General features: G+C 42.5%; 27 protein-coding genes. 22 read left to right on the forward strand and 5 right to left on the reverse strand.

Going from position 1 to position 26,378, the window contains the following annotated elements:
- Nucleotides 1-42: 42 nt before the first annotated feature.
- The 4 genes from NYE72_RS15755 (at nt 43) to NYE72_RS15770 (ending at nt 2,521) form a co-directional block, all read left to right on the forward strand.
- Complete coding sequence (locus NYE72_RS15755) at nt 43-1,053, forward strand: phosphotransferase (protein ID WP_339209973.1); 1,011 nt, start codon at nt 43-45, stop codon at nt 1,051-1,053.
- 137 nt (nt 1,054-1,190) lie between these two features.
- Nucleotides 1,191-1,778 carry a DUF1349 domain-containing protein gene (locus NYE72_RS15760; protein WP_036677123.1) on the forward strand — a complete coding sequence of 196 codons (588 nt, stop codon included), beginning with the start codon at nt 1,191-1,193 and terminating at the stop codon, nt 1,776-1,778.
- A 159-nt stretch (nt 1,779-1,937) separates the two neighbouring features.
- Nucleotides 1,938-2,201: a hypothetical protein gene (locus NYE72_RS15765; protein WP_051490957.1), complete on the forward strand. Its 264-nt coding sequence runs from the start codon at nt 1,938-1,940 to the stop codon at nt 2,199-2,201.
- Nucleotides 2,202-2,329: 128 nt separating this feature from the next.
- Nucleotides 2,330-2,521, forward strand: a complete 192-nt coding sequence (locus NYE72_RS15770; RefSeq protein WP_036677120.1) for a hypothetical protein — start codon at nt 2,330-2,332, stop codon at nt 2,519-2,521.
- Nucleotides 2,522-2,614: 93 nt separating this feature from the next.
- Here NYE72_RS15770 and NYE72_RS15775 read toward each other — a convergent pair whose 3' ends face one another.
- The gene (locus NYE72_RS15775) at nt 2,615-3,427 is read right to left on the reverse strand and encodes a class I SAM-dependent methyltransferase (RefSeq protein WP_076099163.1); all 813 of its coding nucleotides are present in this window, start codon (nt 3,425-3,427) and stop codon (nt 2,615-2,617) included.
- 224 nt (nt 3,428-3,651) lie between these two features.
- On the opposite strand from NYE72_RS15775, the gene NYE72_RS15780 reads away from it, so the two are divergent.
- A complete protein-coding gene (locus tag NYE72_RS15780) occupies nt 3,652-3,795 on the forward strand; it encodes a hypothetical protein (protein ID WP_176462520.1) in 144 nt (47 codons plus the stop codon).
- Between the two features lie 353 nt (nt 3,796-4,148).
- On the opposite strand, the gene NYE72_RS15785 is transcribed toward NYE72_RS15780, so the two are convergent.
- Nucleotides 4,149-4,694, reverse strand: coding sequence for a TetR/AcrR family transcriptional regulator (locus tag NYE72_RS15785; protein ID WP_076099162.1), 546 nt, complete (start codon nt 4,692-4,694; stop codon nt 4,149-4,151).
- A gap of 201 nt (nt 4,695-4,895) precedes the next feature.
- On the opposite strand from NYE72_RS15785, the gene NYE72_RS15790 reads away from it, so the two are divergent.
- The 3 genes from NYE72_RS15790 to NYE72_RS15800 all read left to right on the forward strand — a co-directional run bounded on the left by NYE72_RS15790 (nt 4,896) and on the right by NYE72_RS15800 (nt 6,982).
- Nucleotides 4,896-5,879: an aldo/keto reductase gene (locus NYE72_RS15790; protein WP_076099161.1), complete on the forward strand. Its 984-nt coding sequence runs from the start codon at nt 4,896-4,898 to the stop codon at nt 5,877-5,879.
- A 103-nt stretch (nt 5,880-5,982) separates the two neighbouring features.
- A complete protein-coding gene (locus NYE72_RS15795; protein ID WP_076099160.1) occupies nt 5,983-6,570 on the forward strand; it encodes an NAD(P)H-binding protein in 588 nt (195 codons plus the stop codon).
- A 49-nt stretch (nt 6,571-6,619) separates the two neighbouring features.
- Complete coding sequence (locus tag NYE72_RS15800; protein ID WP_076099159.1) at nt 6,620-6,982, forward strand: cyclophilin-like fold protein; 363 nt, start codon at nt 6,620-6,622, stop codon at nt 6,980-6,982.
- A gap of 100 nt (nt 6,983-7,082) precedes the next feature.
- Here NYE72_RS15800 and NYE72_RS15805 read toward each other — a convergent pair whose 3' ends face one another.
- Nucleotides 7,083-7,631 (reverse strand): TetR/AcrR family transcriptional regulator, encoded by a 549-nt coding sequence (locus tag NYE72_RS15805; protein WP_076099158.1) that lies wholly within the window; start codon nt 7,629-7,631, stop codon nt 7,083-7,085.
- Nucleotides 7,632-7,902: 271 nt separating this feature from the next.
- Here NYE72_RS15805 and NYE72_RS15810 point away from each other — a divergent pair, with 271 nt between their 5' ends.
- The 5 genes from NYE72_RS15810 to NYE72_RS15830 all read left to right on the forward strand — a co-directional run bounded on the left by NYE72_RS15810 (nt 7,903) and on the right by NYE72_RS15830 (nt 12,193).
- A complete protein-coding gene (locus NYE72_RS15810; protein ID WP_076099157.1) occupies nt 7,903-8,961 on the forward strand; it encodes an NAD(P)-dependent alcohol dehydrogenase in 1,059 nt (352 codons plus the stop codon).
- 205 nt (nt 8,962-9,166) lie between these two features.
- A complete protein-coding gene (locus NYE72_RS15815) occupies nt 9,167-9,925 on the forward strand; it encodes a carboxymuconolactone decarboxylase family protein (RefSeq protein ID WP_076099156.1) in 759 nt (252 codons plus the stop codon).
- On the forward strand, nt 9,900-10,796 hold the full coding sequence (locus NYE72_RS15820) for an SDR family oxidoreductase (protein WP_081382434.1): 897 nt from the start codon (nt 9,900-9,902) through the stop codon (nt 10,794-10,796). Before NYE72_RS15815 ends, NYE72_RS15820 begins: the two co-directional genes overlap by 26 nt.
- Before the next feature lie 66 nt (nt 10,797-10,862).
- Nucleotides 10,863-11,177: a cupin domain-containing protein gene (locus NYE72_RS15825; RefSeq protein WP_256717831.1), complete on the forward strand. Its 315-nt coding sequence runs from the start codon at nt 10,863-10,865 to the stop codon at nt 11,175-11,177.
- Nucleotides 11,178-11,212: 35 nt separating this feature from the next.
- Complete coding sequence (locus NYE72_RS15830; protein WP_076099153.1) at nt 11,213-12,193, forward strand: aldo/keto reductase; 981 nt, start codon at nt 11,213-11,215, stop codon at nt 12,191-12,193.
- Between the two features lie 244 nt (nt 12,194-12,437).
- Here NYE72_RS15830 and NYE72_RS15835 read toward each other — a convergent pair whose 3' ends face one another.
- Nucleotides 12,438-13,088 (reverse strand): ArsR family transcriptional regulator, encoded by a 651-nt coding sequence (locus NYE72_RS15835; RefSeq protein WP_076099152.1) that lies wholly within the window; start codon nt 13,086-13,088, stop codon nt 12,438-12,440.
- A gap of 166 nt (nt 13,089-13,254) precedes the next feature.
- On the opposite strand from NYE72_RS15835, the gene NYE72_RS15840 reads away from it, so the two are divergent.
- The 9 genes from NYE72_RS15840 (at nt 13,255) to NYE72_RS15880 (ending at nt 25,487) form a co-directional block, all read left to right on the forward strand.
- Nucleotides 13,255-14,658 carry an MFS transporter gene (locus tag NYE72_RS15840; protein ID WP_076099151.1) on the forward strand — a complete coding sequence of 468 codons (1,404 nt, stop codon included), beginning with the start codon at nt 13,255-13,257 and terminating at the stop codon, nt 14,656-14,658.
- 21 nt (nt 14,659-14,679) lie between these two features.
- A complete protein-coding gene (locus NYE72_RS15845) occupies nt 14,680-15,036 on the forward strand; it encodes an iron-sulfur cluster assembly accessory protein (protein WP_036677411.1) in 357 nt (118 codons plus the stop codon).
- A 23-nt stretch (nt 15,037-15,059) separates the two neighbouring features.
- On the forward strand, nt 15,060-15,344 hold the full coding sequence (locus NYE72_RS15850) for a hypothetical protein (protein ID WP_076099150.1): 285 nt from the start codon (nt 15,060-15,062) through the stop codon (nt 15,342-15,344).
- 144 nt (nt 15,345-15,488) lie between these two features.
- Nucleotides 15,489-16,295, forward strand: a complete 807-nt coding sequence (locus tag NYE72_RS15855; protein WP_038571278.1) for an AraC family transcriptional regulator — start codon at nt 15,489-15,491, stop codon at nt 16,293-16,295.
- Between the two features lie 208 nt (nt 16,296-16,503).
- Entirely contained in the window at nt 16,504-17,814 is a 1,311-nt protein-coding gene (locus NYE72_RS15860) for an NtaA/DmoA family FMN-dependent monooxygenase (RefSeq protein WP_076099149.1), read from the forward strand.
- Between the two features lie 25 nt (nt 17,815-17,839).
- Nucleotides 17,840-18,889: an NAD(P)/FAD-dependent oxidoreductase gene (locus tag NYE72_RS15865; protein WP_036677108.1), complete on the forward strand. Its 1,050-nt coding sequence runs from the start codon at nt 17,840-17,842 to the stop codon at nt 18,887-18,889.
- A gap of 25 nt (nt 18,890-18,914) precedes the next feature.
- Nucleotides 18,915-19,862: an ABC transporter substrate-binding protein gene (locus NYE72_RS15870; protein ID WP_076099148.1), complete on the forward strand. Its 948-nt coding sequence runs from the start codon at nt 18,915-18,917 to the stop codon at nt 19,860-19,862.
- A 133-nt stretch (nt 19,863-19,995) separates the two neighbouring features.
- A complete protein-coding gene (locus tag NYE72_RS15875; RefSeq protein WP_076099147.1) occupies nt 19,996-21,915 on the forward strand; it encodes an AraC family transcriptional regulator in 1,920 nt (639 codons plus the stop codon).
- A gap of 275 nt (nt 21,916-22,190) precedes the next feature.
- On the forward strand, nt 22,191-25,487 hold the full coding sequence (locus tag NYE72_RS15880) for a chitinase N-terminal domain-containing protein (RefSeq protein ID WP_076099146.1): 3,297 nt from the start codon (nt 22,191-22,193) through the stop codon (nt 25,485-25,487).
- Between the two features lie 136 nt (nt 25,488-25,623).
- On the opposite strand, the gene NYE72_RS15885 is transcribed toward NYE72_RS15880, so the two are convergent.
- Nucleotides 25,624-26,328, reverse strand: coding sequence for a hypothetical protein (locus NYE72_RS15885; protein WP_076099145.1), 705 nt, complete (start codon nt 26,326-26,328; stop codon nt 25,624-25,626).
- Nucleotides 26,329-26,378: the final 50 nt, after the last annotated feature.

Raw genomic sequence — 26,378 nt, forward strand, 5'->3', positions numbered from 1 at the left:
CTGTTAAAATGATGGAAGTATGGTAGACAAAGGGGATAAGCAATGAATAACGGTTTTCAGATCAATACTGAGGAGAATCGACTCCGAACTCTGAGACAAGTAAAACAAGCGGCCTTTCATGCTTTGCAGGAATACGAAATAGACTGGAACTCCATTCACTTCATTCAAGTATCCGAACATGTCACCTTCCGCATTGTAAGCGAAGTGGGGGAACAGTTCTTGCTCCGTATTCACCCGAATAACAAACAACGCGAAGGAACCATTTCAGAAATAGAGTGGTTGTTCGCATTGAAGAGTAAGGGCCTCATCTTGCCCGAAGCTGTAATCAATCGTGAAGGGGCCTTTATTACGGAAACGTCGGTGTGTGACGGACAACGGTTTTATTCGAGCATAATGAGATGGGTCGAGGGAAAGCATGTAGACAAAAGCGAACTAACGGAGGAGGGCATCCGTAAAACAGGATCATTGATGGCAAAGCTTCATGAGGCCAGCTCTGATTTTAGTCCTTCCAGCGGCTTTACTCGTCCTTCTTGGTGTGCACTGAGCTTTAAACGGGACTGGGATCACCTAAGTCTACATCGCAAACATTTCATATCGGATGAGGGTTTTAAGTTGTATTCCGTAGCTGCCACTAAAGTGGCAACATGTCTCGAAACGTTCACAAGACATGAACAAAATTACGGGATGATCCACGCTGACTTACATAATGGAAATGTCATTTTTCAGGATAATGAACCGTACCCTATTGATTTTGGCAGGTGTGGCTTCGGCTACCATCTTTACGATATAGCTCAGGCTATTATGGGATTATACCCAACACAAAGAGCTTATTTCGTCGAAGGATATCAGAGAATCAGAAAGCTGGAAGATGAACATATAATGAAGCTAGAGTGCTTCTTAGTCATGGCAATAATCGAAGCCTATAGCTTTCATGCAGAGAATCCGCTAGAGACCGAGGGTTTGATCGAAGAGCAGCCATATGCTCAAGCGATTTTGAGAGCTTATGTGAACGGGACAACCTTTTTATTTAATTCTCTGGATACTTCAATATAAAAGATTAGAAAATGATGTGCGTTATATTCTTCAAATGGTATTATTAGGATGAACTGCTGAAAACTATTTAAATTGTATTTGGAATCTTAGCAATGAAAATGGTTGACAAAACTTTATAAAAAGTGAGGAGTAGAGCAATGAACTTTAATAAAGAACAGCTTTTTTGGATAAATCCAATCAATGATTATTCTATTACAGAAAACAGGATTGAATTTGTAACGATGCCGAATACAGATTTTTGGCAACGAACCTATTATGGTTTTAGAAATGATAATTCACCTGCACTGTTAATGAAAACTGCTGAGAAGTATTTTTCATTTATAGTAAGAACAGATTATGATAGTGCAAATAGATACGAGCAGTGTGGGATAGTCATCTATCAGAACAGTGACAATTGGTTCAAAGCATCGGTAGAATATGAAAATGAGGAATTCCAAAGACTTGGAAGTGTGGTTACAAATCACGGATATTCAGATTGGGCAACAACAGATATCGATGCAAATATTAAAACAATGTATTATAGACTAAGTCGACGTGAAAGTGATTTCTGTATTGAAAGCTCTTTGGATGGAACTACGTTTGAACAGATGCGTATTTTTCATTTGTTTGAAGGGAATGAGGAAATAAATTTTGGCTTATATGCTTGTAGCCCAGAGAATTCTTCATTTAAGGGCGTTTTCACGGAAATGGAAATTACTGAGTGTAAGTGGTTGGAGCATAAATAGTCGTTTACACAGCTGAAAGTGAATATTACTCAATAATGGCCTTCCTATAAAGGAAAGGTCTTTTTTAGTGGAGCGGTTATAAAGTTGTCATCAGTTTCCATTTTCTACAGTTATCCATGTGGTAAAATTAGGATAAGTGGATCTTGGGAGGAGAGGACATTGAGTCTTGTGATGATCATTTTGTTACTGTTCTTAAATATTCCAGTATATAGATTTTTGTTTCGTGTGTTCTTCGTGGATAATGATGATTATAACGAATCGATTAGGCATACTTTTACGCCTAACATCATTTCTTTATTCCGGGGAGAGTATTGGAAGGATAGAATGAATACGGCAAGACTTCAGTTTTTTATACTCATTTGCGGTGGGATTGTTGTTTTGGAATACCTTGTTTTGCATAAAATAATTGATATTTTTCGTTAAATAGAACTTCATTTAGAAACTTCTGCTTATGGTGAGCAGGAGTTTTTTTATCTTGCATAAGCACCGCTCTATTATGGAAAACTTATGTAGTGCGAATAAACAGCATGAATCCATTTTGCGAGGTGATAATGATGACAAATCAAGATCCGCAGGAGCTTCTTAAAAGTAAACATAAGCTAGATGAGCAGAAGAGGCAGTTCACAAATTTTGCCCGAAGTGCTTCCGGTCATGGTGAAGTAGAAGCAGGCCAGGAATTCAGTAATGACCGAGTGCCAGATGATCAAAACCGTATGAAATCTGTTGAGAACAGGCAAGATTGATCTTAACAAAGCTATCAAATAAGCCGATCCTTTTCTGGATCGGCTTAGAATAATAATTATTACGTTGTAAGGTTGTTCAATAGGTATCGGATGCTAGAGTTTTCTTGCTTTAATTACAAAAGTTACAGGAAGCATCTTTGCTTTTTTTGCAAAATCGCTTTTATCGTCCCGCGACTGCATAAGTTCATCATCAGATTGCTCAATCATTTGCTCAATAACAAATCCAGCTTTAGAGAGCGCATTCACATAGGTTGATAATTTACGATCCGATAAGGTTAGCGTACTTTCTTCAAGAGATACTGAATACCAAGATTCATCGAAATAACATTTTTTGAAAACAAGCATATCATTTTCTGCAACAACACATTTGTGTATAGGGTGAGACCAGCTGAAAATAAATGATCCATCTTTTTTAAGGTAAGAAGCAATCCGGCTAAAAGTACCCTCAAGGTCTGTTGTCCAGCCTATGGCATAAACCGAATAAACAAAGTCAAAATAATCCTCTGGCAGGCCACATTCTTCTTCCATGGGAGAACAGATCAAATTTGCTGAAAGTCCGTGCGCCGTCAAAAGTTGCCTAGTCTTTTCGATTTGATTCTCTGATATATCCGTACCCCATAGTTCAGATGCATTGCGTTCCCCCAAATATTGCAAAGATTGACCGCTTCCACAGCCTATCTCCAGCAACTTTTTCCCTGAGACATCACCAAAAAGTTGACATTGTTCTTCTGAGACAAATGCTCCATATAAAGGTAGTGCGGTAGCTCCTAAAACATCATTTCCTTTTGTATCCCAAAATAAGCTGTTTGTTTCATGAATAGCATTCGTATTCATATCGACCGAGATGGCGACGCCAACCTCACCCGCGCCTATAACGTTTGTTCTATAACCAGAATTTTTGTCCATGCAGACACCCGCCCCAAATATAGATTATATAAGCCTAAACATATCTCCCGACTTGCGCGTAATCCTAATAACATATATCGAACACGAACAAGCTGAGGTATCAACCATAGAATAATCTACCATTTTTCTATGAACATATCTACCCAAAATTTTCCATTAAAACTTCCATTTATAATAAAGCATGAATTTCTGTTTCACTCGCAGGGGGAGAAGAATACGTATGAATGGAACGATATATGAATTACGGTCAGGATCAATTTTTCTTGCTGCTCCATTCGCTAGAATGGCGATTCTATCATCAGGACTTATACGAGGTGATCTCAATAAATTATTTTGCCAATCTGGATGCCTATGGGTTTGTTCACTAAATAGCGCAAGTATCCTGGTTGTCCGTTTGGCTGCAGATCAAGCGACGTTAAAGTTATTGGATGTACGCCATATTGAAAACTATAACAAACTCCGAATAATAGGAACCTATTCAAGTTACTCCAATTGCATCGTTTATATCTGAATATGATTTTTCAGGAAAAACCATCGTACCTTTTATTACTCATGTGGATATGGACCTGGACAGAGCTTTGAAATGATCAGAGAGCTTGTCCCGGAGGCAAAACGTCTTATTGGCTTTGATATAGAGTGTAATGAAGTGACAACTGCACAAGAAGCTGTATCTGAATGGCTACGTGAAATTGGGATAATTCATCCTTGTTTAAGATACTGACTATACAATCCTCTCTATCAATATTCCCACTTGTTTGGCCATTTCACGAGGTGGATAAGGCATTTCATTCTTAAACCACCATTCCACTACCTCTACATAAGCCGCTGCAATAAATCGAAGAATTACCTCTTCATTGAACCCCTCATTTTTCCCTTCTTCTATAGTCACTTCATCCTTTAAACCTTCCATGACAAATTCAAGGAATCTATTACGAAAAGAGAGGGCGCCTTGACTGGCTAACATCGTCGAGAAGAATAAATAATTGCTTTCTAGGTATTCAAACCAAATCAAACCTCCATCTATAAAATCCATTTCAACTGATGCATTACGTAGTTCTTCTAGTTCATTAATATGTTCTTCAATAAGCTTATCCAGCAGATCAAATTTATCTAGATAATGAAGGTAAATCGTTCTACGACTTACGTTTGCTTTGTCGGAAATATCCTGTATCGTAATCTGATTAAAGTTTTTTTCGGAAATAAGTTCAATAACCGCTTGTTTTATCGCTTCTTTAGATTTAAGTATTCTTCTATCTACTTTAGGCATATGAGGATCACTGCTTTCTATAAATATTAGCTATTTTGAATCAATCTGTGAACTAATGCACAAATATCGGTCAATTAGTAATTGTAGACCTTTAATATCTATATATAATAATACACAGATGTAACCTAACAGAGCAACTTTCAAGTTAATTTATACGGTACATCTAAAAAATATAACGAAATGAAAGTGAGGAACTATAGAATGGAATATGTAAAACTTGGAAATACAGGTTTGGATGTATCACGAATTTGTCTTGGAGGGATGAGTTTTGGTATAGGAGAACGAGGCGATTTTCCGTGGGCACTTAATGAAGAACGCAGTCGTCCTATGATTAGAAAAGCACTTGATGTAGGAATCAATTTTTTTGATACTGCGAACGTCTACTCGGGCGGAACGAGTGAAGAAATCATTGGACGGCTCCTAAAGGAGTATGGCAACCGGGATGAAATCGTCCTAGCATCTAAAGTTTTTTACCCAACGAGTGAAGGTCCAAATGGTAGTGGGCTTTCCCGCAAAGCTATTATGAGTGAAATTGATAAAACACTTAAGCGTCTAGGAACCGATTATGTCGATCTCTATTATACCCACCGTTGGGATTACAATACGCCTATAGAAGAGACTATGGAAGCTTTGCATGATGTCGTGAAGGCAGGTAAGGCTAGATATATTGGCGCTTCCACGATGTATGCTTGGCAGTTCTTAAAAGCACAACATGCTGCTGACCGTAATGGTTGGACCAAGTTTGTAGCTATGCAGAATCATTACAATCTCTTATACCGAGAAGAGGAGAGAGAGATGATGCCACTATGTAAGGAAGATAAAATCGCAGTAATGCCTTGGAGTCCGCTGGCTGCTGGAAGATTGGCAAGACCTTGGGGGGAAACGGACGAGCGTGCCAAAGTTGATGCAATCGCAACAGCGATATATTCCTCAACAGCTGATTCAGATCGACTAGTCGTTGAACATGTAGCCGAAGTTGCTGCAACAAGGGGGGTACCGATGTCACAAATCGCACTTGCTTGGTTGCTTCACAAGGAGCCCGTTACATCTACAATTGTTGGAACAACTGAAATCTCTCATATTGAAGACGCAGTAGCTGCACTTTCGATTAAGTTGACACCTGAAGAAATGGACTTATTGGAAGAATCTTATGTGCCACATCCAGTTCTGGGTATGACGTTCTAATCTAAGTTCGGGTATAAACGAGTCCTCAAAAGTAATGTTCGATACAGATTTGTTATTAATATGTCGAAGCTTTAACTTTTAAAGATGAAAGGGAGTATTAATTATGACCAAAGTATTGATTCTTGGAGCAAACGGAGGAATTGCTGGTTATGCTATCGATTTATTCCTCAAAGAAACGGATGCTGAGTTAACGCTTTTCCTACGGAATGCTGGCAACCTAAGAAAACTTGATCCGTATCGCACTCGTGTCATTGAAGGCGATGTTATGGATATGGAAACATTAAAAAAAGCAATGGCAGGCCAAGACGTTGTCTATGCCAATCTAGCTGGCAACCTCGAAAAAATGGCTAAGAACATTGTAGAAGCTATGAATGCGAGCAGCGTAAAACGCCTAATTTTCATCAATTCTATGGGCATTTATGATGAAGTTCCAGGGGAGAAATATGGTAGCATTTTAAACCCATATCGAAAGTCAGCTCAAGTCATTGAGGCTTCAAATCTTGACTATACGATATTGCGACCCGCATGGTTTACCAATAAGAATGAAATCAACTATGAAACAACTCAGAAAGGCGAATTGTTTAAGGGGTCGGAAGTATCACGTAAGAGTGTTGCTGATTTAATTGTTAAATTAGCTGTAACGCCGGGATTGGAAGTCCGTAGTAGCTTGGGTGTGAATAAGCCTGAGTAAGTTTAGAATACGATGGGCTTCTGAATTCATCAGGAGAGTGGAGAGAGCAATGGGGAAGTCAATAAAATTAACTTTAGTTGGAAAAGAATATACAGCAACATTAAACAGTAACCGTACAGTAGAAGATATACTAAATATGTTACCAATGGAATTAACCCTAGAACGATATGCAGGTCACGAATACTACAGTTCACTTCCTAACAAGCCATCAATTCAGGGAGTTCCTATGACTTCAGATGCACATGCAGGTGGCATATACTACTATGATGGCTGGAGTGCTTTTACAGTGCTTTTTGATGACGCACATATTGCTCCTTATGAGGTCGTGCATATCGGAGATGTAAATGAGGATGTCATCCTACCGTTATCCGTAGCGGGTGCTACTGTAAAGGCTAAAGTTGAGATAAACTAGTGAAAAATAAAATATTAAATATACTGTACGAAATCCGCGCCCAGCGCGGATTTTCTGTTTTATGGGTACAATCTTTGATTAAGCCAAGAACTTGCACCTATTACTCACAAATTCTATCCAACAAGGCCCCTAACTGTTCTGCTAATACTTGATGAGTTACAGGCCTTTTGTTCGTAAACCACCATTCAACTACGCCCACATACGAGGAAGCCACAAATCGTACGACAAGATCTTTATTTAGCCCTTCGTTTTTCCCCTTTGTGTTATCTACTTCATCTTTGAACTCTTCAATCAAAAATTCAAGGAACCGGTTGCGAAAGAAAGGCGCTCCTTTACTCGCTAACATCATGGAGAAAAAATCGTAATTACTTTCGAAGTATTCCGTCCAAATCAGAGACCCAGTTACAAAATCCAAATCAGCTGCCGCTTCGCATCTCTCCTGAAGCTCATTAATATGGTTTTCAATAAGTTTATCCAACAAATCGTATTTATCCATGTAGTGGAGGTAAATCGTCCCACGACTGACATTTGCTTGATCCGAAAGATCTTGAATGGTTATATCATCAAAATTTTTCTCAGCCATTAGTTTAATTACTGCTGTTTTTAATGCTTCCTGGGTTTTAAGAATTCTTCTATCGACCTTAGTCATTTTGCCCACCGAACTTTCTTTATCATCATAAATATAGAGAAAATACATTTTTGTACTTGTTTTTAATTATTAACAAATGTTTATTATTTTTTCAATATAAATCAGTAAATAATAAACAAATTCAATCATTCTATTTATTAATGCACAAATCACTTGAAATTGACAATAGACCTCAAATACAAATCAATTATAATAATAGACATAAGTTCATTAAGATAATTATGAACATTAATTATGGAATTCATCTTTTTTTAGAAAGGATTGTTGTAGTATGTGTAACAATCATAACAACATTACTACTCGAGTACTATGTGTTCCAGCGGCAAAGACACCATTTGAACTAACAACCATAGAACGTAGAGATTTAAGGCCAGATGATGTTTTAATAGATATTAAATATTGTGGTATCTGCCATTCTGATATTCACAATGCTCATGATGATTTTGGCAGCGGAGTTTTCCCGCTGGTTCCGGGTCATGAGATTGCAGGTGTTGTTACTGCTGTAGGTAGTAGTGTGACAAAATTCACTGCTGGCGATCGTGTTGGCGTAGGCTGCTTTGTTGACTCGTGCGGGGAATGTGACTTCTGTCTCAGAGGAGAAGAGCAGTTTTGTAAGAAAGGTGTCGTCGTCGTATTTAATTCTATAGATTACGACGGAAATCTAACATATGGTGGATATAGTCAGAAAATCGTTGTGAAAGATAAGTTTGTTGTACGTATTCCGGATGCCTTAGAACTGGATGTGGCAAGCCCACTGTTGTGTGCAGGCATTACCACTTACTCGCCTCTTAGACATTGGAACGCTGGACCAGGTAAGAAGGTTGCGATTGTGGGAATGGGAGGACTTGGTCATCTGGCAGTTCAGTTTGCCCATATGATGGGCACTGAAGTAACTGTCCTAACTCATAGTTTGAACAAAAAAGAAGAAGCCTTTGCATTTGGTGCAAATCACTATTATCTAACGAATGATCCCGCTACATTTACTGAGTTGGCAGGTCAATTTGATCTAATTTTAAACACAGTTTCTGCGAATATAGATGTCGATGCCTTTCTATCCATACTTAATGTGGACGGAGCATTAGTTAATTTAGGTCTGCCAAACAAACCAGATCAATACAATGTTTTTTCCTTATTTGCTGGGCGTCGGAGCATTACTGCATCAAACGTTGGTGGTATCAAAGAAACTCAAGAGATGCTCGACTTTTCGGCTGAGCACGGAATCGCTCCAATGATCGAAGTCATTCGTGCGGACCAAGTTGACGAGGCATATGAACATGTCCTTCGTGGTGATGTTCGATATCGGTTTGTAATCGATATGTCTACATTGTAATTGTTTATTCTGATGAAGTATGGGTCAATCAAAGGATTGACTCATCTTTAGTTTATCTGTAACTTCCATACCGTTATTGGGGTAGATAAGTCGACTATGAAATAACCGAAAAGGATAAACTTTTAATAGGAATCGAGATCTCACGGAAAAGTATCTACAGAAAGCGATAAACCAGCTTTTATTAAATTAAGAGGAGGTTTGAATCATGAGAATAACGGAGGCAGCAAATAAGTACCATGAAAGAATGTTCCCAGGCTATGAATCTAAATTATTAACAACGGATCCAGATTTTATTGAACGGTTCGATAACTTTGCCTTTGATGAAGTGGTAAATCAGGACGATTTGGATGATCGTACTCGTATGATGGCCATTCTCTCTGTTTTAATTGGCTGTCAAGGGATTGACGAGTTTAAAGCCATGCTTCCAGCAGCACTAAACTTTGGTGTTACTCCTGTGGAAGCGAAGGAAATTGTCTATCAGTCAGTGCCTTACCTTGGCATTGGAAGGGTATTTCCCTTTCTGCATGCGGTAAATGATATTTTGACTGCCGGAGGTGTGGAACTACCTTTACCTAGTCAGGCAACTACAACCACAGAGAATCGTTTAGAAGCAGGAATTCAAGCACAAGTAGAAATTTTTGGAGAAAGCATGGAACAATTCTGGAAATCCGGTCCGGAAGAGAGTCGACACATTAATCATTGGCTTGCTGCTAACTGCTTTGGCGATTACTATACCCGAAAAGGACTCGACTACAAACAAAGAGAGATGATTACATTCTGCTTTCTCTTTGCCCAGGGTGGATGTGAACCTCAGTTAACCAGCCATGCGGCCGCCAATATCAGGCTTGGAAATGATAAGTCATTCCTGATCAAAATTATATCTCAATGCCTACCTTTCATAGGTTACCCGCGCAGTCTGAATGCTCTACGATGTGTGAATGAAGCAGCAGCGAAATCTAATTAAAAAAGAACGAAATAAAATTTTGGAGGAATTAATTATGAGTACATGGCTTATTACTGGTGTTAGTAGTGGCTTTGGTTATGAGATGACAAAACAGCTTCTTGAGAAGGGTGACAAGGTTATCGGAACTGCCCGTAACAAAAACAAGGTCGCCGAATTCATCGAGAATTATCCCGATACCTTCACTTGCGAGACACTGGATGTAACCGATGTTCCTGCTATTCATAAACTTGTTGACGGCTCTTTTGAGAAGTTTGGACATATCGACGTTATCCTAAGCAATGCAGGTTATGGCCTTTTCGGTGCAGCCGAGGAACTCTCAGACGCCGAGATTGATCATATCATCGCGACTAACCTAACTGGATCCATCCAGCTAATTCGGTCATCTCTGCCGCATCTGCGTGTTCAGGGTGGCGGGCGAATTATTCAGATCTCCTCCTATGGTGGGCAGGTTGCCTTTCCAGGTAATTCAATGTACCATGCCACCAAATTTGGTATAGAGGGATTTTGCGAATCGGTCGCTCAAGAGGTTGCACCGTTTAACATTGGTATTACATTGGTTGAGCCAGGAGGCGCCCGTACCGAGTTTCGATATGGCAGTGCACAGGTAGCGAACCTGATGCCAGAATACGATGAAAATCCGGCGCACAGCTTCTTGAATATGCTCGACCCTTCCAATGGACTAGCTCCCGGTGATCCAGTGCGTATGGTTTCCCGAATCATTGAGAGCGTTGATCAAGAACCTGCGCCAATGAGAATGGTACTCGGTTCTCAAGCACTGGCAAACACCGTTTCGACCTTGAAAGCCCGTATTGCTGACTACGAGACGCAGACTGAACTGGCCGCATCAACTGAGTTTCCTGCGGGAGAATAAGAGGATAACAGTACCATTTTTCCGTTAGGGGAAAAAGTTAAAGCAAACTTTACGGGTGATGCTTATTTGCAAATGGTGTTTACAGATCCTACTCCTCTTAATACTGCAATTGGAAATGTAACCTTTGCTCCAGGTGCTCGCAATAATTGGCACGCTCATCACGTTGGACAAGTTCTGTTAATTACTGGCGGCAACGGCTGGTATCAAGAAGAAGGAAAATCTGCCCAATTACTTAAAACAGGTGATGTGGTCAATATTCCACCTAACGTAAGACATTGGCATGGTGCGACAAAAGATAGCTGGTTCGTGCATCTGGCCATGACTCCAGGGGAAACAGAATGGTTTGAAGCTGTCGATGATGAATGGTTTGAACAACTGTAGAAATTAATCTATATAAATAGAAGGAGGTTTACATTGTGGAATATATTAAATTTGGAAATACAGGTATGGATGTCTCTCGGATTTGCCTAGGCTGTATGAGCTTTGGAGATGTGCAGCCAGAAGGGCATCAATGGGTGCTTAATGAGGAGAACAGCCGTCCTATTATAAAAAGAGCGCTGGACCTCGGCATCAACTTTTTTGATACAGCGAATATCTATGCAAGTGGAACCAGTGAAGAGATTATAGGACGAGCTCTAAATGATTATGCAAATCGGGATGAAATTGTCCTCGCAACAAAGGTTTGGGGGCGCATGCATCAAGGTCCAAACGGTGCTGGGCTTTCCCGAAAAGCTATAATGAGCGAGATAGATAAAAGTCTAAAGAGACTAGGGACCGATTATGTGGATCTCTATATCACCCATCGTTGGGATTACAACACGCCAATTGAAGAAACCATGGAAGCTATGCATGATGTGGTGAAGTCTGGAAAGGCCAGATATATCGGTGCTTCTGCTATGTATGCATGGCAATTTCAAAAAGCATTACATGTGGCGGAGAAAAATGGATGGACTCGTTTTGTATCCATGCAAAATCACCTGAATCTCATCTACCGCGAAGAGGAAAGGGAGATGATGCCACTTTGTAAGGACCAAAAAATTGCGGTGACTCCCTATAGTCCATTAGCATCTGGAAGACTGATTCGCGACTGGTCGGAAACCACGCAAAGATCCGAAACAGATCTAATTCAAAAAGCAAAATATGATTCTACTATTGATGCAGATCGATTGATCATTGAGCGAGTGGCGTCAATTGCAGAGAAGCGCGGTGTACCCCGTATTCATATTGCGCTTGCATGGCTGCTGCAAAAAGAATCTGTAGCTGCTCCTATTGTAGGTGCTACGAAAATTTCTCAACTCGAAGATTCAGTAGAAGCTCTATCTGTGAAATTAACCTCTGAAGAAATTTCATCACTAGAAGAACTATATGTTCCGCATTCTATAGTGGGAGCTCAGTGAACCCATTTTTTCTGAATAAGGGATATCGTAGTTAAATTGAGGAAGAAATGAAATGGAATATGTAACATTAAATAACGGGGTAAAGTTAAACTAAAACAACCCACAGCCAAGATCATTTTTATTATAAATCTTGGCTGTGGGTTGTTATCTATTTGTAATGAATATTATGATAATGGTTCATATCGCTAGTCATTGGATGCTCATGTGTGACATGGCAGGCGTTTGGAAAGTGCCACAGCAATTGTCAGATTCTAACCGTATATACACAGTTTCTTCCTCCCGCTAATATGTACTCCCCCCGTTCAATATGAACATTATTACCTAGAACAGTTTTAAATAGATGTAACTCATTTTTGCATAACCCGGTACATACAACAGCAGCTTCACAGATCGGGCAATGTTTCTCAATGAATAAAAGACTGCCATCATCCTGCTCCTTAACCTCGGCCATATAGCCTTCATTTGTTCGAATCTCGGCCAGTTTCTCCAGTTTCACTCTAACATCTGCTGTTTCACCAAGATACTGAAGATATTTTTCTTGCATATTTTTATTTCGAACAGCCAGCAGCTTGTCCAGCCCCTCGTTTCCGAAAGCTTCTTTCATGGAATGGATCAGACTGACGGATAAATCCGAATATCCGCTTGGAAAAAACCGATCGGCCGCGGGTGTTAAGATCCATAACTTGGTGGGTCGACCCATGGGACGGGACTCTTCTTCATTAGTAACCAGCCCTTCTTCTTTCAGCGCATTCAAATGTTGACGAATAGCCATTCCAGATAGCGAAAACTGCGAGGAGAGTGCCATAACATCCATTCCCCCTTGCTGCTTTAACAGATCAATGATCGCTCTTCGGGTCTTGGTTGAGACATCCTTTTTGGTTTGATTTCGGCTCAAGGTGCACCTCCTTTTGAAGCAACTAAATCTACATCACAGACTACATTTTAAACAAAAATGTTGACAAAGTCAAAGCTGAACTGTAGCTTAGACATTATAAACAAAAATGTTTACTAAGTGTCCGGATACGATGTATACATACCAATTTTCTTGGAGGTCACATTTCATGTCGTCTAATCATCAAAGTATTTTCAGCCCACGTTATTTTGCACTATCCATAGGTATTATTCTGTCAGTGATGGCCGTTGGATTCGAAGGTCTGTCCGTAACCACCATTGCCCCTTCGATTGCTGGAGATTTGAACGGCCTTAGCCTGTTTGGCTGGATATTCAGCACGTATCTGCTTACGCAGATTATCGGAACTCTGGTCGTCGGTCGAATCATAGATAGAAGAGGACCTGCAGTACCGTTCACTATCGCACTACTTTTGTTTATCGTTGGGTTGATCGCTGCCGCAACATCAGGCGATATGTATACCATGATAGGATCACGGGCCATGCAGGGTTTGGGTGCCGGAGCTATGATGACTTGTGTGTACACAGCAATATCCTTAAGTTACCCGGATGAATTACGCGCCAAAATACTAGGAGCGTTTGGTACGGCCTATGTTCTTCCGTCCATGCTCGGTCCATACGTTGCAGGTCTTATCGCAGATCAGTGGTCCTGGCGGTTTGTTTTCTGGGGAATATTACCGATCCTGATAATTTCAGCGCTGCTTAGTTTACCTGCGTTCACGAAATTAAAAACACCGAAGACACAAGGGGATATCGGAGCTTCATCGACTTGGATGGCTTTACTGTTAACGATGGGTACAGGGATTTTCTTGGTTGGTCTAAGCATGCTTCCGAGTATTATGGGATTTGTTTTAGTCCTTATCGGCTTAGTACTGATGATATTTCCGCTCCGCAAACTGCTGCCGAAGGGAACTCTTACGCTTCGAAGAGGCATGCCAGCTATTCTGGCAACACGTGGGCTGTTCTTCGCTGCCTATACCAGCACACAGAATTTCTTGGTATTGGCTCTAATCGATGTGAAGGGAATAACGCCTTCTCAGGCCGGATTGATTGTAGCGAGTGCTGCGTTGAGTTGGTGCGTCATAGCGTATCTGCAAGGACGGTGGGATTCGGCAGATCAGGGGCGTGGACGGCATACGCGAATTATTCTGGGTGTATTGCTGCTTGCCATAGGGATTACTATCGTATTTTGGATACCCGTGGTGACCGTTACCGTTGCAGTTTTTGGACAGATCATCGCTGGAATCGGCATTGGATTGGCGCATCCGATTAGCGGTGTTGTGGCGTTTTCTCAGACAAGAGAAGGAGGTGTCGGCAACACCTCGGCAAATCTGCAATTTGCGGATTCTTTTACACCCGGTGTAGTTATCGGGATCGGCGGTTCCATTCTTGTGGTTTGTCAGGCTGGCGGAATGTCACTCCAATCCGGATTAATTGTAGCAATGGGTTTCCATCTCTTGTTGATTGTAATGAGTTTATTTGCGAGCACTCGGATCTCACCAGTAGCTGAACAGATAGGAACGGGTATCCAATCTTTAGGTTTGAAAAACAAATAAACGAAGGAGGAGTTCACAATGATCATCGAGGTCAGTGATAAGGCATCAGAAAAAATCGCCGAAATCTTATTAAGTGCGAATATCCGAAATCCATTCCTTAGAGTGGGTGTTGATGAAGGGGGATGCAGTGGATTATCCTATACCCTAGTCGTAGATGAACAGCAGGCAGAAGAGGATATTGTATTAAATAAAAAGGATTTTAGTATATTGGTTCACCCGAATAGTATTCCTTATATTGACGGTCTTGAAATTGACTATGAAGAGAGTGGAATGGTAGGCGGATTCACTATGAATAACCCTAATGCAAAAGCTTCATGCGGATGCGGAGCCAGTTTCAGAATGGCCAATTATCGTGGCGAAATAAAAAAATGTGATTGAACAGCAGAAAGGAGAGAAGAGGAATGATATCATTTGCAGTATCCGAAAAAGCATTGGATTCATTTAAGAATGAATGGGGTTTGGAAGAGGGGCAATATGTAAGAATTTATGCAAAATATGCCGGTGGAGGCTCAGATGCCTTCACTGTTGGAATTAATGCAAGTGCTACACCGATCGATCCCGCATGGGTTCAATCCATTGGCGGATTTCATTTCTTTGTTGAAAAAACTGATGTTTGGATTTTACAGGATGAACTTCTTCAAATTGATTGTAATGAAAACGGCATATTTTCAACCAAAATCTCCTGAGCATCTTCTTGGGTACAATGTACATTAGAATATCTACTACACTTCTAGCAATTTCGCACACTATTGTCTATACTGTTTTAAATAAATATAAGAATTGGATCTGATTTTAAAAGAAGCATGGTGCTAGGAAGCAGGTGCAGAACATTGATAAATTTGGACAAATTAGCAAAGGCATTTACTAAAGGTGTCTATGAAATAGAAGATAGAAGCCGCTTAGTCATCCAGCCCAAAAGCTTATTAAGTGAATTCACCACCGTTAAGCATGGATTTTTATTTATCATTCGCGGGGGAGCCAGAATACGTGTGAACGGAACGGTATATGAATTACGGCCAGGATCAGTTTTTCATGCTGCTCCGGGCATGCAGATGGATTCGCAGGTTATAGGACAATCTGAGCTCGAGTATTACTCACTTTTTTATAAATTGGATATGCCGGAAGAAATGAATAGTACTCACGAATTTGACTCTCATTTCAAGCTGGAGCCGGGAGCGAATCTAAAGATTATTGAATTACTAATTATGCTCCATCAGAATGCCCATCCATCCGGAGAAATTGGGAAGCTGCGTATCAAGGAGTTGTTCTTAAGCCTGATGCATCAGGTTCTGATTGCGTGCAGTTACAGAGAGAACGATAGTTCTCCGAATCAAAGAATGGTAGACGAAGCTCTTGCGTATATTAAACTTCATTATATGAATTCACTTACACTCGGTGAGTTAGCGGAACAGCATGCAATGAGTGCCAACCGCTTCTCTTACCTCTTTCATAAATATACGGGACTACGACCAATCGACTATGTCGTTAATTATCGTTTGGAACGGGCCTGTGAATTACTCAAAGCAGGTAATTTTCCTATCCGCGAGATTGCTGACCGTGTTGGTTATGACAATCCACTATATTTCAGCCGATTATTCAAAAAGAAATTCGGTGTTTCTCCCTCTGCTTATAAATAATGTACATAATGAGCTTCTTTTACTTGAACTACGTCTGCAGCTACTGGTGATAAGCCAGAAGTGCAGACTTTTTTTATTTAGATTAAATAATGATGCATGCTGGATTTGAGATTTGTACATTTGAATTTATTTAAATTTTTGATAAACTCACCTTTGTAACTGAGAATCATTATCAGTAAATTGATTTATAAATGAAAGGCTGGTAGATATGACAGAAAAAAGACCAAGACAATTATGTATTGGCCTGTCCTTAAATGCAACCTGGATGAAAGGAGACGGCTGGCGACACCCGGATAGCGGAGTAGAGAAGATGGAGTCTATTGATTACTATATTAATTTGGCAAAAATGGCTGAGAATTCAAAGCTCGATTTTCTTTTCAGGGCTGATTATCTGTATGTTAGCCCGCAGATGTTAGGAGACTCCTCAAATTTCGGCAGCCCCGACCCTGCATTGTTTTTTGCAGCGATAGCTCGTGAAACCGAGCGGATCGGACTGGTAACGACGATTTCCACTACTTTTAATCCGCCGTATGTTGTTGCAAGGCAATTGCAGTCCTTACACTGGCTGAGCAATGGACGCGCCGGCTGGAATATTGTCACTTCGATTGAAGGTGCCGATAATTTCAGCGATTCACCTATGCCGTCACCGGAAGAAAGATATGCCAAGGCTATGGAATTCACGGATGTTGTACGCAAGCTTTGGGAGAGTTTTCCGAATGAAGCGATTGTTATCGACCGTCAGTCAGGTATGTTTTCGGATAAGGATAAAGTGACTGCCATTAATCATTCCGGGGAATTTTTCAGTGTAAAAGGGCCGCTTACTTTGCCTGCTCACAAATCAGGAACACCGCCGCTATTTCAAGCTGGTGCTTCAGACATTGGACGGAATTTCGCCTCATCTGTAGCTGATGCTATTTTTGCGGCAATGCCGGATAGCGAATCGGGAGTGGAACTAAGGAATGATCTGAGAAGAAGAGCGGTTGAGCAGGGCCGTGATCCGGATGCTATCAAAGTTTTGCCGGGCTTATATTTTTTCCTGGCCGATACGCGCGAAGAAGCACTTGAATTACATAAGGCTGCACATGCGAATTTAAGCCTTGAACGCAGACATGCTTCGCTCAAATCGGTGATGGGTCTTGATTTAAGCGGTTATCCCTTAGATAAGCGAGTAACTGACGATATATTACCCGATTCCAGTCAGGCCGTCCGCAGCCGGACTCATGCCGAATTGTTACGGCGGTATATTATCAAAAACCAGCCTACAGTGAAAGAAATCTTGGACAGGCCGGAGGTTGTCGGATCTGCACATTGGGTATCTGTCGGGACAGTAGAGGATGTGCTGAACGATATTATTGAACGGTTTGATGCGGAGGCTATGGATGGCTTCATCGCCTTGCCAGGCGGCTCGGAACAATCTATGGAGTTGTTTTTTGAGAAGTTGGTACCGGAGCTGGTTGAAAGAGGTTTATTCCGGAGTGAATATACTGGAAGCACTTTCCGTGAGCATTTAGGGATTTAAAAAAGAGAAATGAGGCGATTGAACGATGCATGAAGAGGAATTGTTTGATGTTACGATTATTGGCGGCGGTCCGGCTGGATTATTTGCTGCATTTTATAGCGGACTCCGTGAAATGAAAACCAAAATTATAGAATTCCAACCTGTGCTTGGCGGCAAGGTGCATGTCTATCCGGAAAAGATGATCTGGGACGTAGGAGGCTTACAGCCTATTCTTGGCTCACAACTTATTGAACAAATGGTTGCTCAAGGGATGACTTTCCAACCGGAGGTTGCCTTTAATGAAAAGGTCACATCCATCTCGCAAGATGAAGCAGGTTACTTTATTTTACACACCGCCGCAAACCGGAAGCATTTCACTAAAACTGTGATATTGGCCATTGGAGGAGGCATTCTGAAGCCGGTCAAGCTCGAAATCGAGGGTGCCGAAAGATTCGAAATCACAAATTTGCATTATACGGTGAAGTCACTTGCCCGATTTAAAGAGAAGACTATCCTAATATCGGGAGGCGGCCATTCTGCTGTTGACTGGGCGAATGAACTGGCTCCGATTGCCAAAAAGGTGTCTCTGACGTACCGGAAAGAGAACTTAAAGGGGCATGAAGCCGATATTTCACGCTTGGCAAACAATGGCGTAGAGTGCTTGTTAAATACTTCAATCGAAAAGTTGATTGCCACACCGGATCACGAAAGAATAGGGACTGTACTGCTGAAAAGTAATGACAACGGAGAGGCATTTGAGCTGTCTGTCGATGAGGTCATCATTAATCACGGTTATGAGCGCGACAAAGAACTGCTGGTGAACAGTGAAATTAAAATGGATCTGTGGGAACATCAGATTTCAGGATCAGTAACGAGCGGGACATCCGTGCCGGGTATTTATGCGGCAGGTGATGTTCTACATCATGATGGGAAACTGCACCTGATCGCGGGGGCATTCCAGGATGCTGCCAATGCGGTAAACCAAGCCAAACAATACATCACACCGGAGGCAAATTCGTCCGGGATGGTGTCTTCACATAATGACCTGTTCACGCAGAAAAACCGTGATTTAATGAAGCATTTATACAGACAGTAATGATAACAACTCAAGGGGGAGCCAAATGAAAAGACTATATGGATGGATTGCATCCTTAATTATACTTGCAGGATTACTGGCTGGATGTTCCGAAACTTCAGTCACGCCTACACCGGAAGCCGGCAAGATCGATGAAGCGGGATGGCCAAGAACAATTGCGGATGCCAGCGACAATGGAGTGGTGCTTAAGACACGTCCTGAGCGTATAGCGGTTCTGCATCCCTTGTATTTAGATTACTTTTTTGCTCTAGATACTCCTCCAATCGCATCAACCAATGCAGCGGAAGCGATGAAGGATTTTGCTACTTTACAGCCTTATGCTGGAACTGCTGAAATTATTGATTTGGGCAGCAGCAATGCGAATCTGGAAATGATCATGGATGCAAAGCCAGATGTGATTGTAACCTTCAAGGGTTCTGTTGATAGCAATTATGAAGAGTTGAATAAGATTGCACCAGTCATCTTAATTGACTACACCGATACCTGGGAAAAAACGGCGATGCTGTGTGCTCAGATTGTTGGTAAAGAGACATTAGCGGAACAAGCCATTAAGGAAACCCAAGAAATGATTGCAAAAACAAAAGAACAGTTAAGTAGTCTTGAGAATAAAACATTTGCTTTACTACGGGTCGACGGAAAAGCCAATTTTAATGCTCAAGGCTCTAAAAACACGATGTACTACAATCAAACTGTAGGCTTTGGGTTGTTGCCACCAAAGGGATATCCTGAAGAGGGAGGGTCACTTTCTCTGGAGGGAATATACAGCATGAATCCAGATTATATTATTATCCAGCATGATATGGATATCGCAAAGGCAGCCATCAAGGACAAGGAAACTTCGAACGTGTGGAACTCACTGGAAGCAGTGAAAAACAATCATGTACTTATCTTTGATAACTCACTCAATAGCGCAAGTATCCTGGCTGTCCGTTTGGCTGCAGATCATTTTCTGCAATTGGCGTCTGAACAATAAAATTATATTACAAAATCCGATTGCACCTTTTAGGGCAATCGGATTTTTGTTATTAAGTTAAATATCTTGACTGTTATTGATAATGGTTATCATTTATGATGAGTATTAGACAGATAACGGAGGGGTAGTCATTATGCACAAAAGCAATCAAATATTGCTTTGGGACCAAGCGACGGTCAAGTTATTGGATGTGCGCCGTATTGAAAGGGTTCGGGGCGAAATTCTTCATAAATATAAGATTCCTGCCAGTATATTTTTACTTTCGGTACAAGGGAGCGCTCAAGTTCAATTAGATCAGTCTGAATTTTCTTTTACAGGATTTCAAGTCCTGCATAGCGGGAAAGGAGCGACCCTTAATATTGTTCCGACAAGCAAGAATTTTGTTTACTATATCATTTATTACCGTGCATGGATGCAAGAGGAGGATCTGTTCCAAACACAATATTGTTTTTCCCCAGATGCACCCATTTTACTTTATAACAAAATGCAATTGATGTATCAAAAATGGAACGAGCAAGAAGAGAGACTCAATGTAAAATCACTTTTTTATCAATTCATTCATCAGGTTTTAAAAGAATTACATAGAAAAGAGACTGAAGTGAAACAAACAAGTGTTGCAGTCCAGGTAATCACCTATATCCAGGAGTACTATGCGGAGCCAATTACATTAGATTCGCTTGCGGAAGTATTTAATTTCAGTGCTTATCATTTGTCATCCTTGTTTAAAGAGCACACAGGTATGAGTCCGATTGATTACTTAATTCGGTTTAGGCTTGAACTTGCAACGGAGCTTTTAATGACAACAGATGCTTCGGTCGGGGAAATATCAGCAAGTGTTGGTTATAAAGACGTATATTATTTCAGCCGAATTTTCAAGAAAAGAAAAGGTGCATCCCCTGCACATTTTAGAACAAGAGAGTTTCAGCGGCCTAAAGTTGCTGAAAGTCCATTAAACTTCCCCACATCCTCTATTTTTGAACCCATCGTTCAACAGTATATTAATAATGATAATCATTATCATAATACGGAAAAAGGGGAATTACCTATGTTTAAAATGACAAAATCTCAGACGACGGCAGCTTTACTGCTTTGCAGTTCTCTATTATTAGGTGCTTGCTCAAGCGGGACGGGTACTGCTACGAAGGAACAAAGTAATGGGAATGGAACCGTAAATCAAGCAACATCAGAAGAAAGTACGAACACTCGAATAGTATCAACGCCTAAGGGAGATGTGGAAGTACCAGCAGAGCCGAAAAGAGTGGCGGCTGACCAATATATGGGGCATTTATTGAAATTAGGAATTATACCCATCGGAGCAAGAACGTTTATGCTGGATGAAGGCTGGATGGAAAAAGCGGACATACCCAAAGAAACGATCGAGAAAATTGAGGATTTAGGGGATTTTCCTTTAAATTTGGAAAAATTAACGATGCTAGATCCGGACTTAATTATCGGTTCGATCGATGAGAACATAGAACAATATGAGAAAATTGGGACCACTGTTTTTCTGCCTTATTGGGAGGGGTTAAAAACAGCAGGGCCGCTTGATAAATTTAGGAGTGTAAGCAAAATATTCGGAAAAGAAAAAGAAGCAGAAGAATGGATTACGGAATATGAACTGAAAGTAGCTGAAGCAAAGTCGAAACTTGCCGGGGTTATCAAGGAAGGGGAAACCGTTTCGATTGTTCAGTTTTCACAAAAGGCCGTGTACGTCTTAGCGGCAAAGGGAGGAAATTATGGTTCTTCCACTATATACAATATGCTGAAGCTACCTCCAACAGAAAGTGCCAAAAATATGGCGGAGGGGTTTGAATCCATTTCACTTGAAGTGCTTCCAGAATACTTAGGTGATTATGTTTTTGTATATAATGGCGATGCGGATGCAACCAATAAAGCAATGGAAAGTAACATATGGAAAGGCATCCCTGCAGTGAAAAATGGCAAAGTTTATTTGTATGGCGATAATTATCATGATGAATTCGTAATGGAGGACCCTTTTTCATTAGAGCTTCAGCTTGATACGATTGTGAATTTGTTACTTGGTTATCAGTAACTTAGGAGAGAGCGAAACGGAGCATTTATCCGTTTCGCTTTTTTTTGTACTAATATCCCGATAGCCCAATCCTTCATCATGAGCCTCAGCAACTGTGACTTTTTTCATAATACCCTTTCTATATTCGACCCGTTTCATAGGCCAAAAGTATAATTTTTACAGCAGTTTACATAAATCTATCTTTTTTTTAATTGTTTTGAGATAGGATAGTAGATGTCAAGCAGGTGGGTATTTATGGTAATTACTCACCGGACTATTTCTTGAGGAGGAAGGGTATGAAGGAGAAGAATTCAGTTTGGAAAAAGAGGCTGATGAACAGCACTCTAGCTGTGGCGGTGGCCGTACCACTTCAGCTGTTCACGTTCGGAGCCGGTTCGGCGGTATTCGCAGAAGGACCAAACGATCCTGCACCGTACATTGAGGCCAAAGTGGTCAATGAGCATGCAGGCCAGAAGATCCTGTTTGACAACACCCATGAGCAGACTGCGGGAGCAGCCGATTGGGTGATTGACGGCGCTTTTTCAGACTTTGGGAATGCCCTTGCCCAGGAAGGCTATTATGTCAAAGAACTCCGCAAGACGACTCCAATTACTTTGAGTGATCTTTCCGATTATGATGTCTACATCGTCGCCGAATCCAACGTGCCCTACAAAGCAAGCGAGCAGCTTGCGATGGCGGAATATGTGGAGGATGGCGGCAGTATTTTCTTCATCGGCGACCATTATAACGCCGACCGCAACAAAAACCGCTGGGATGGTTCTGAAGCTTTCAACGGCTACCGCCGTGGAGCGTGGGACAATCCAGCCAAAGGCATGAATGCCGATGAGGTCGCTTCTGCAGCCATGCAGGGTGTGGTTAGCTCTGACTGGCTGGCGGACGAGTTCGGTGTCCGTTTCCGCTACAATGCGCTTGGCGACATTAACGCAACCAACATCGTGGCTCCCGATCAAGCCTTCGGCATTACAACGGGCGTATCGGCGGTAGCTATGCATGCCGGTTCCACGCTGGCCATTCTAGACCCAGCCCGTGCGAAAGGTATCGTCTACCTGCCGCAAACCAATGCTGCCTGGGCCAATGCCGTAGACCAGGGGGTCTATAACGGCGGCGGTGTGGCAGAAGGTCCTTATGTGGCAGTTGCGAAAAAAGGCGCCGGCAAGGCAGCCTTCATCGGTGACTCATCTCCTGTAGAGGATGCAACACCGAAATACCTGCGCGAAGATACCGGCGCCAAGAAAACAACTTACGATGGCTTCAAGGAAGTGGACGATGCCACACTGCTGGTTAACACCGTCAACTGGCTCGCTGAGCAGGAGAGCTATACGGATTTCACCCAGGTGAATGGCCTGATGCTAGATCAGCCGACAGCACTGCTGCCATTCGAGGAGCCAGCGCTGTCCACTGAGCCGCAACCGGAGCCTTGGGCTCAACCAAATGCTGGCTACAAATGGTATGATCGCAGCACCTTCAAAGCAGGCTCCTACGGCGGACCAGCAGCCACTGCAAGTGCGGTTTATAACTTCACGCACCAGGCTGTGCTGCCAAATGCACAGAATTTTCAGATTCGGGTGAGTGCAGATAATCTTCCAGCAGGCACAAGCGTTTCCGGCTTCCAGGTAGGTGTCTACCAGGTAAGCAGCGGCGCCCAAATCGCCAAGATTCAGAACAGCGACGGCACCTGGCCAAGCAGCTACGGCTATAGCTCCTCATTCAATCTGACGACTGATCTGAACGGTCATGCCTACAAGGACCTGACGATCCAGATCAAGCCGGGCACCACAGCTGCATCCAATCTGCGCCTCCGTCAGAACAGTACAAACCTCAAGACTGAATCGGTGACGCTGGGCAATGTTCCTGCTGAACCGCTTCCGGCTGAGGAAGATCCCATACCGGCTACAATCTCTATCGGCGATTCCCGGGCTAAGGCAGCCGGATCACTGGTAACGGTGGAGGGGACCGTGACGACCGAGCCGGGTATCTTTGGCGGACAGTCCTTCTATCTCCAAGATGGAACCGGTGGGGTTTATGTCTTCCAGAGTCAGAGCGGCTTCCACGTGGGCGATAAGGTCAAGGTAACAGCGTCCACCGCACTGTACAACACAGAGCTGGAGCTGACCGAAGCAGTACAAATTGCAAAGACGGGCACGGCGGCACTGCCGCAGCCGATTACGGCGAACATGGTGAATGATGTCAACCAAGGCCAATTGGTTCAACTGAACGGTGTGACAGTGGCGAACATTATCAACGCTACGCCAAGCGGCTCCTTTGAATTCGACGCAGTTAACGCCGACGGGACAAGCAATCATGTGCGCGTGGATGCCCGGACAGGCATTACTAAGGATATCTTCCCTTATACTGAGGGACAAAAACTTAATATCACAGGTGTTGCCGCAATTTTTAAAGGCATCTACCAGCTCAAGCCGAGAAGCCTCGATGACTTCGCCGCAGCAGAAGAAGAGGGGGCTCCGGTGACAACGGCGACGCTGTCTGCCGAGCCTAATGCTTCCGGCTGGTTTAACCAGCCGGTCACCGTTACCCTGAAGGCGAATACAGATACAGCTAATGTTTATTACTCGCTTAACGGCAACAATGAAGCTGAGTACAGTACACCTGTGGACCTGAAGGAAGACGGGCGGCATACATTGACATACCATGCTGTGCCGGGAAAAGGCAAATCGGAAGATCCCAAGACGTTGAACCTCAATATTGATACGTCTCCACCGGTTGCCGAACTGAAGGAATCCGGCCATGAGGTGAGAGATGTAGAAGAAGGAGCGCAGCTTTACTTTGAATTGACTGCTGACGATATATTGTCAGGTGTCACCTCGAAACAGCTTCTATTAGATGGGAAAACGATTGCCGAGGGCCAGACCCTGAGCGCCGCCGATTTAGGCGCCGGCTCCCACACCGTGAAATACACCGTGCAGGATGCGGCCAGCAATACGACTGAAAAGAGCTATACTTTCCAGGTTATTGGCGGCCAGGTGATTGCGACTGGTAAGCCAGGACAGGCTGATCTTTCCTCCAACAGCAGCTATGCTAATGGACTTAGTGATGGTAACTATACGGTCACCATGAACCTATGGTGGGGTAATAACGGCACGAGCTACAAACTCTATGAGAACGGCACACTGATTGATTCTAAGACACTGAAGGATGTATCGCCGGCTGCCCAGACGGCAAGCACAGAGCTTCATGGCAAGGTGAACGGCACTTATGTATACACTGCGGAGTTAACCAACAAATATGGCACGACCAAGATCGATTCGCTTACGGTCACCATAAGTGACTCTGCGCCGGGCAAGCCGATTCTGTCCGAAGATAACTGGGACGGAGATGGCACCTATAAGGTGTCGATGAATCTTTGGTGGGGAACTAACGCTACAGAGTACCGACTGTATGAAAACGGGGAGCTCATCGACTCACAGCCGCTGAATGCCCATACACCTTCGGCGCAAAGTGCAGCAACCACCATCAGCGGACGCTCTGCCGGTGTGTACGAATATCGGGCGGAGCTGGTCAACGCGGCGGGAGTAACTGCCAGTGATACGATCAAGGTAACGGTCATCCGCTAAACTGAATGGCAGTAACAATAACAGTAAAAAACGAAGAGCGCCGGATTCCAGGCCGCTCTTCGTTTTTTACATTACCATTAGTTCATTGTGCCTCGCAAAAAGCTCTGGTTCGCACCAGGGCTGCAAATCATATGGATTATAGGCCGCTATCATCGGTAGTTTCGTAACCATAGTCGAAGGTCTCGATAGTACCATCATCATATTGAAGTGTGAGCTGGTCAATAATAATCGTATGTATTGTATTCTGATATGTAAAATCACTGAAAATAAATAAAGTATCATTGGGCTCAACCGGCCCCACATATTTAAGCGAAAAGCTGCTCTTGCCGTTCAGCTGATCATTGGAAGGATCGCCTACTGGATTAAACGTGCTGATGTGGGCTGTGTAATAATTGATCCTTTTACCGGTTAAGTTGTCAGCTTCCCAGGTCAGCTTAACAGCATCGGCAGAGTTCGTACTATACTTGAATTCTAATGGCGCACCAATCCCTTGCCCGGATGGGGTATCTGCTGCTGGCAGATCTTCAGCTTCATCACCGGCGGGTCCGGTATCATCGTCCGAAGGCATATCTTCCAAGACAACGGCTTCCGGGGAAAGTGAAGATTCAGTAGGATCTGATTCAGTAGGATCTGATTCAATAGAATTGGACCCAGTAGTGTTGGATTCAGCAGCAATAGCAGCTTTATCTGCGGTACTAGGTGGTATTTCTTCGATAACGGGATTACTTGCCACATTCTGCCCATTCAAGCGTGTTTCAACGCTAGGGGCCACGTAAATTCCTAAAAGAAAAGCTATCATGATGGATAAAACATAGATGAGGACTAAATTGAACCGATTCAAATACACACTTCCTTTATTGTTATTTTTAATATGAACCTACTTATAATGAC

Origin of the sequence: Paenibacillus sp. FSL L8-0333 (genome assembly GCF_037965665.1) — a bacterium.
In the GTDB taxonomy this organism is placed as follows: Bacteria; Bacillota; Bacilli; order Paenibacillales; family Paenibacillaceae; genus Paenibacillus_AQ; species Paenibacillus_AQ odorifer.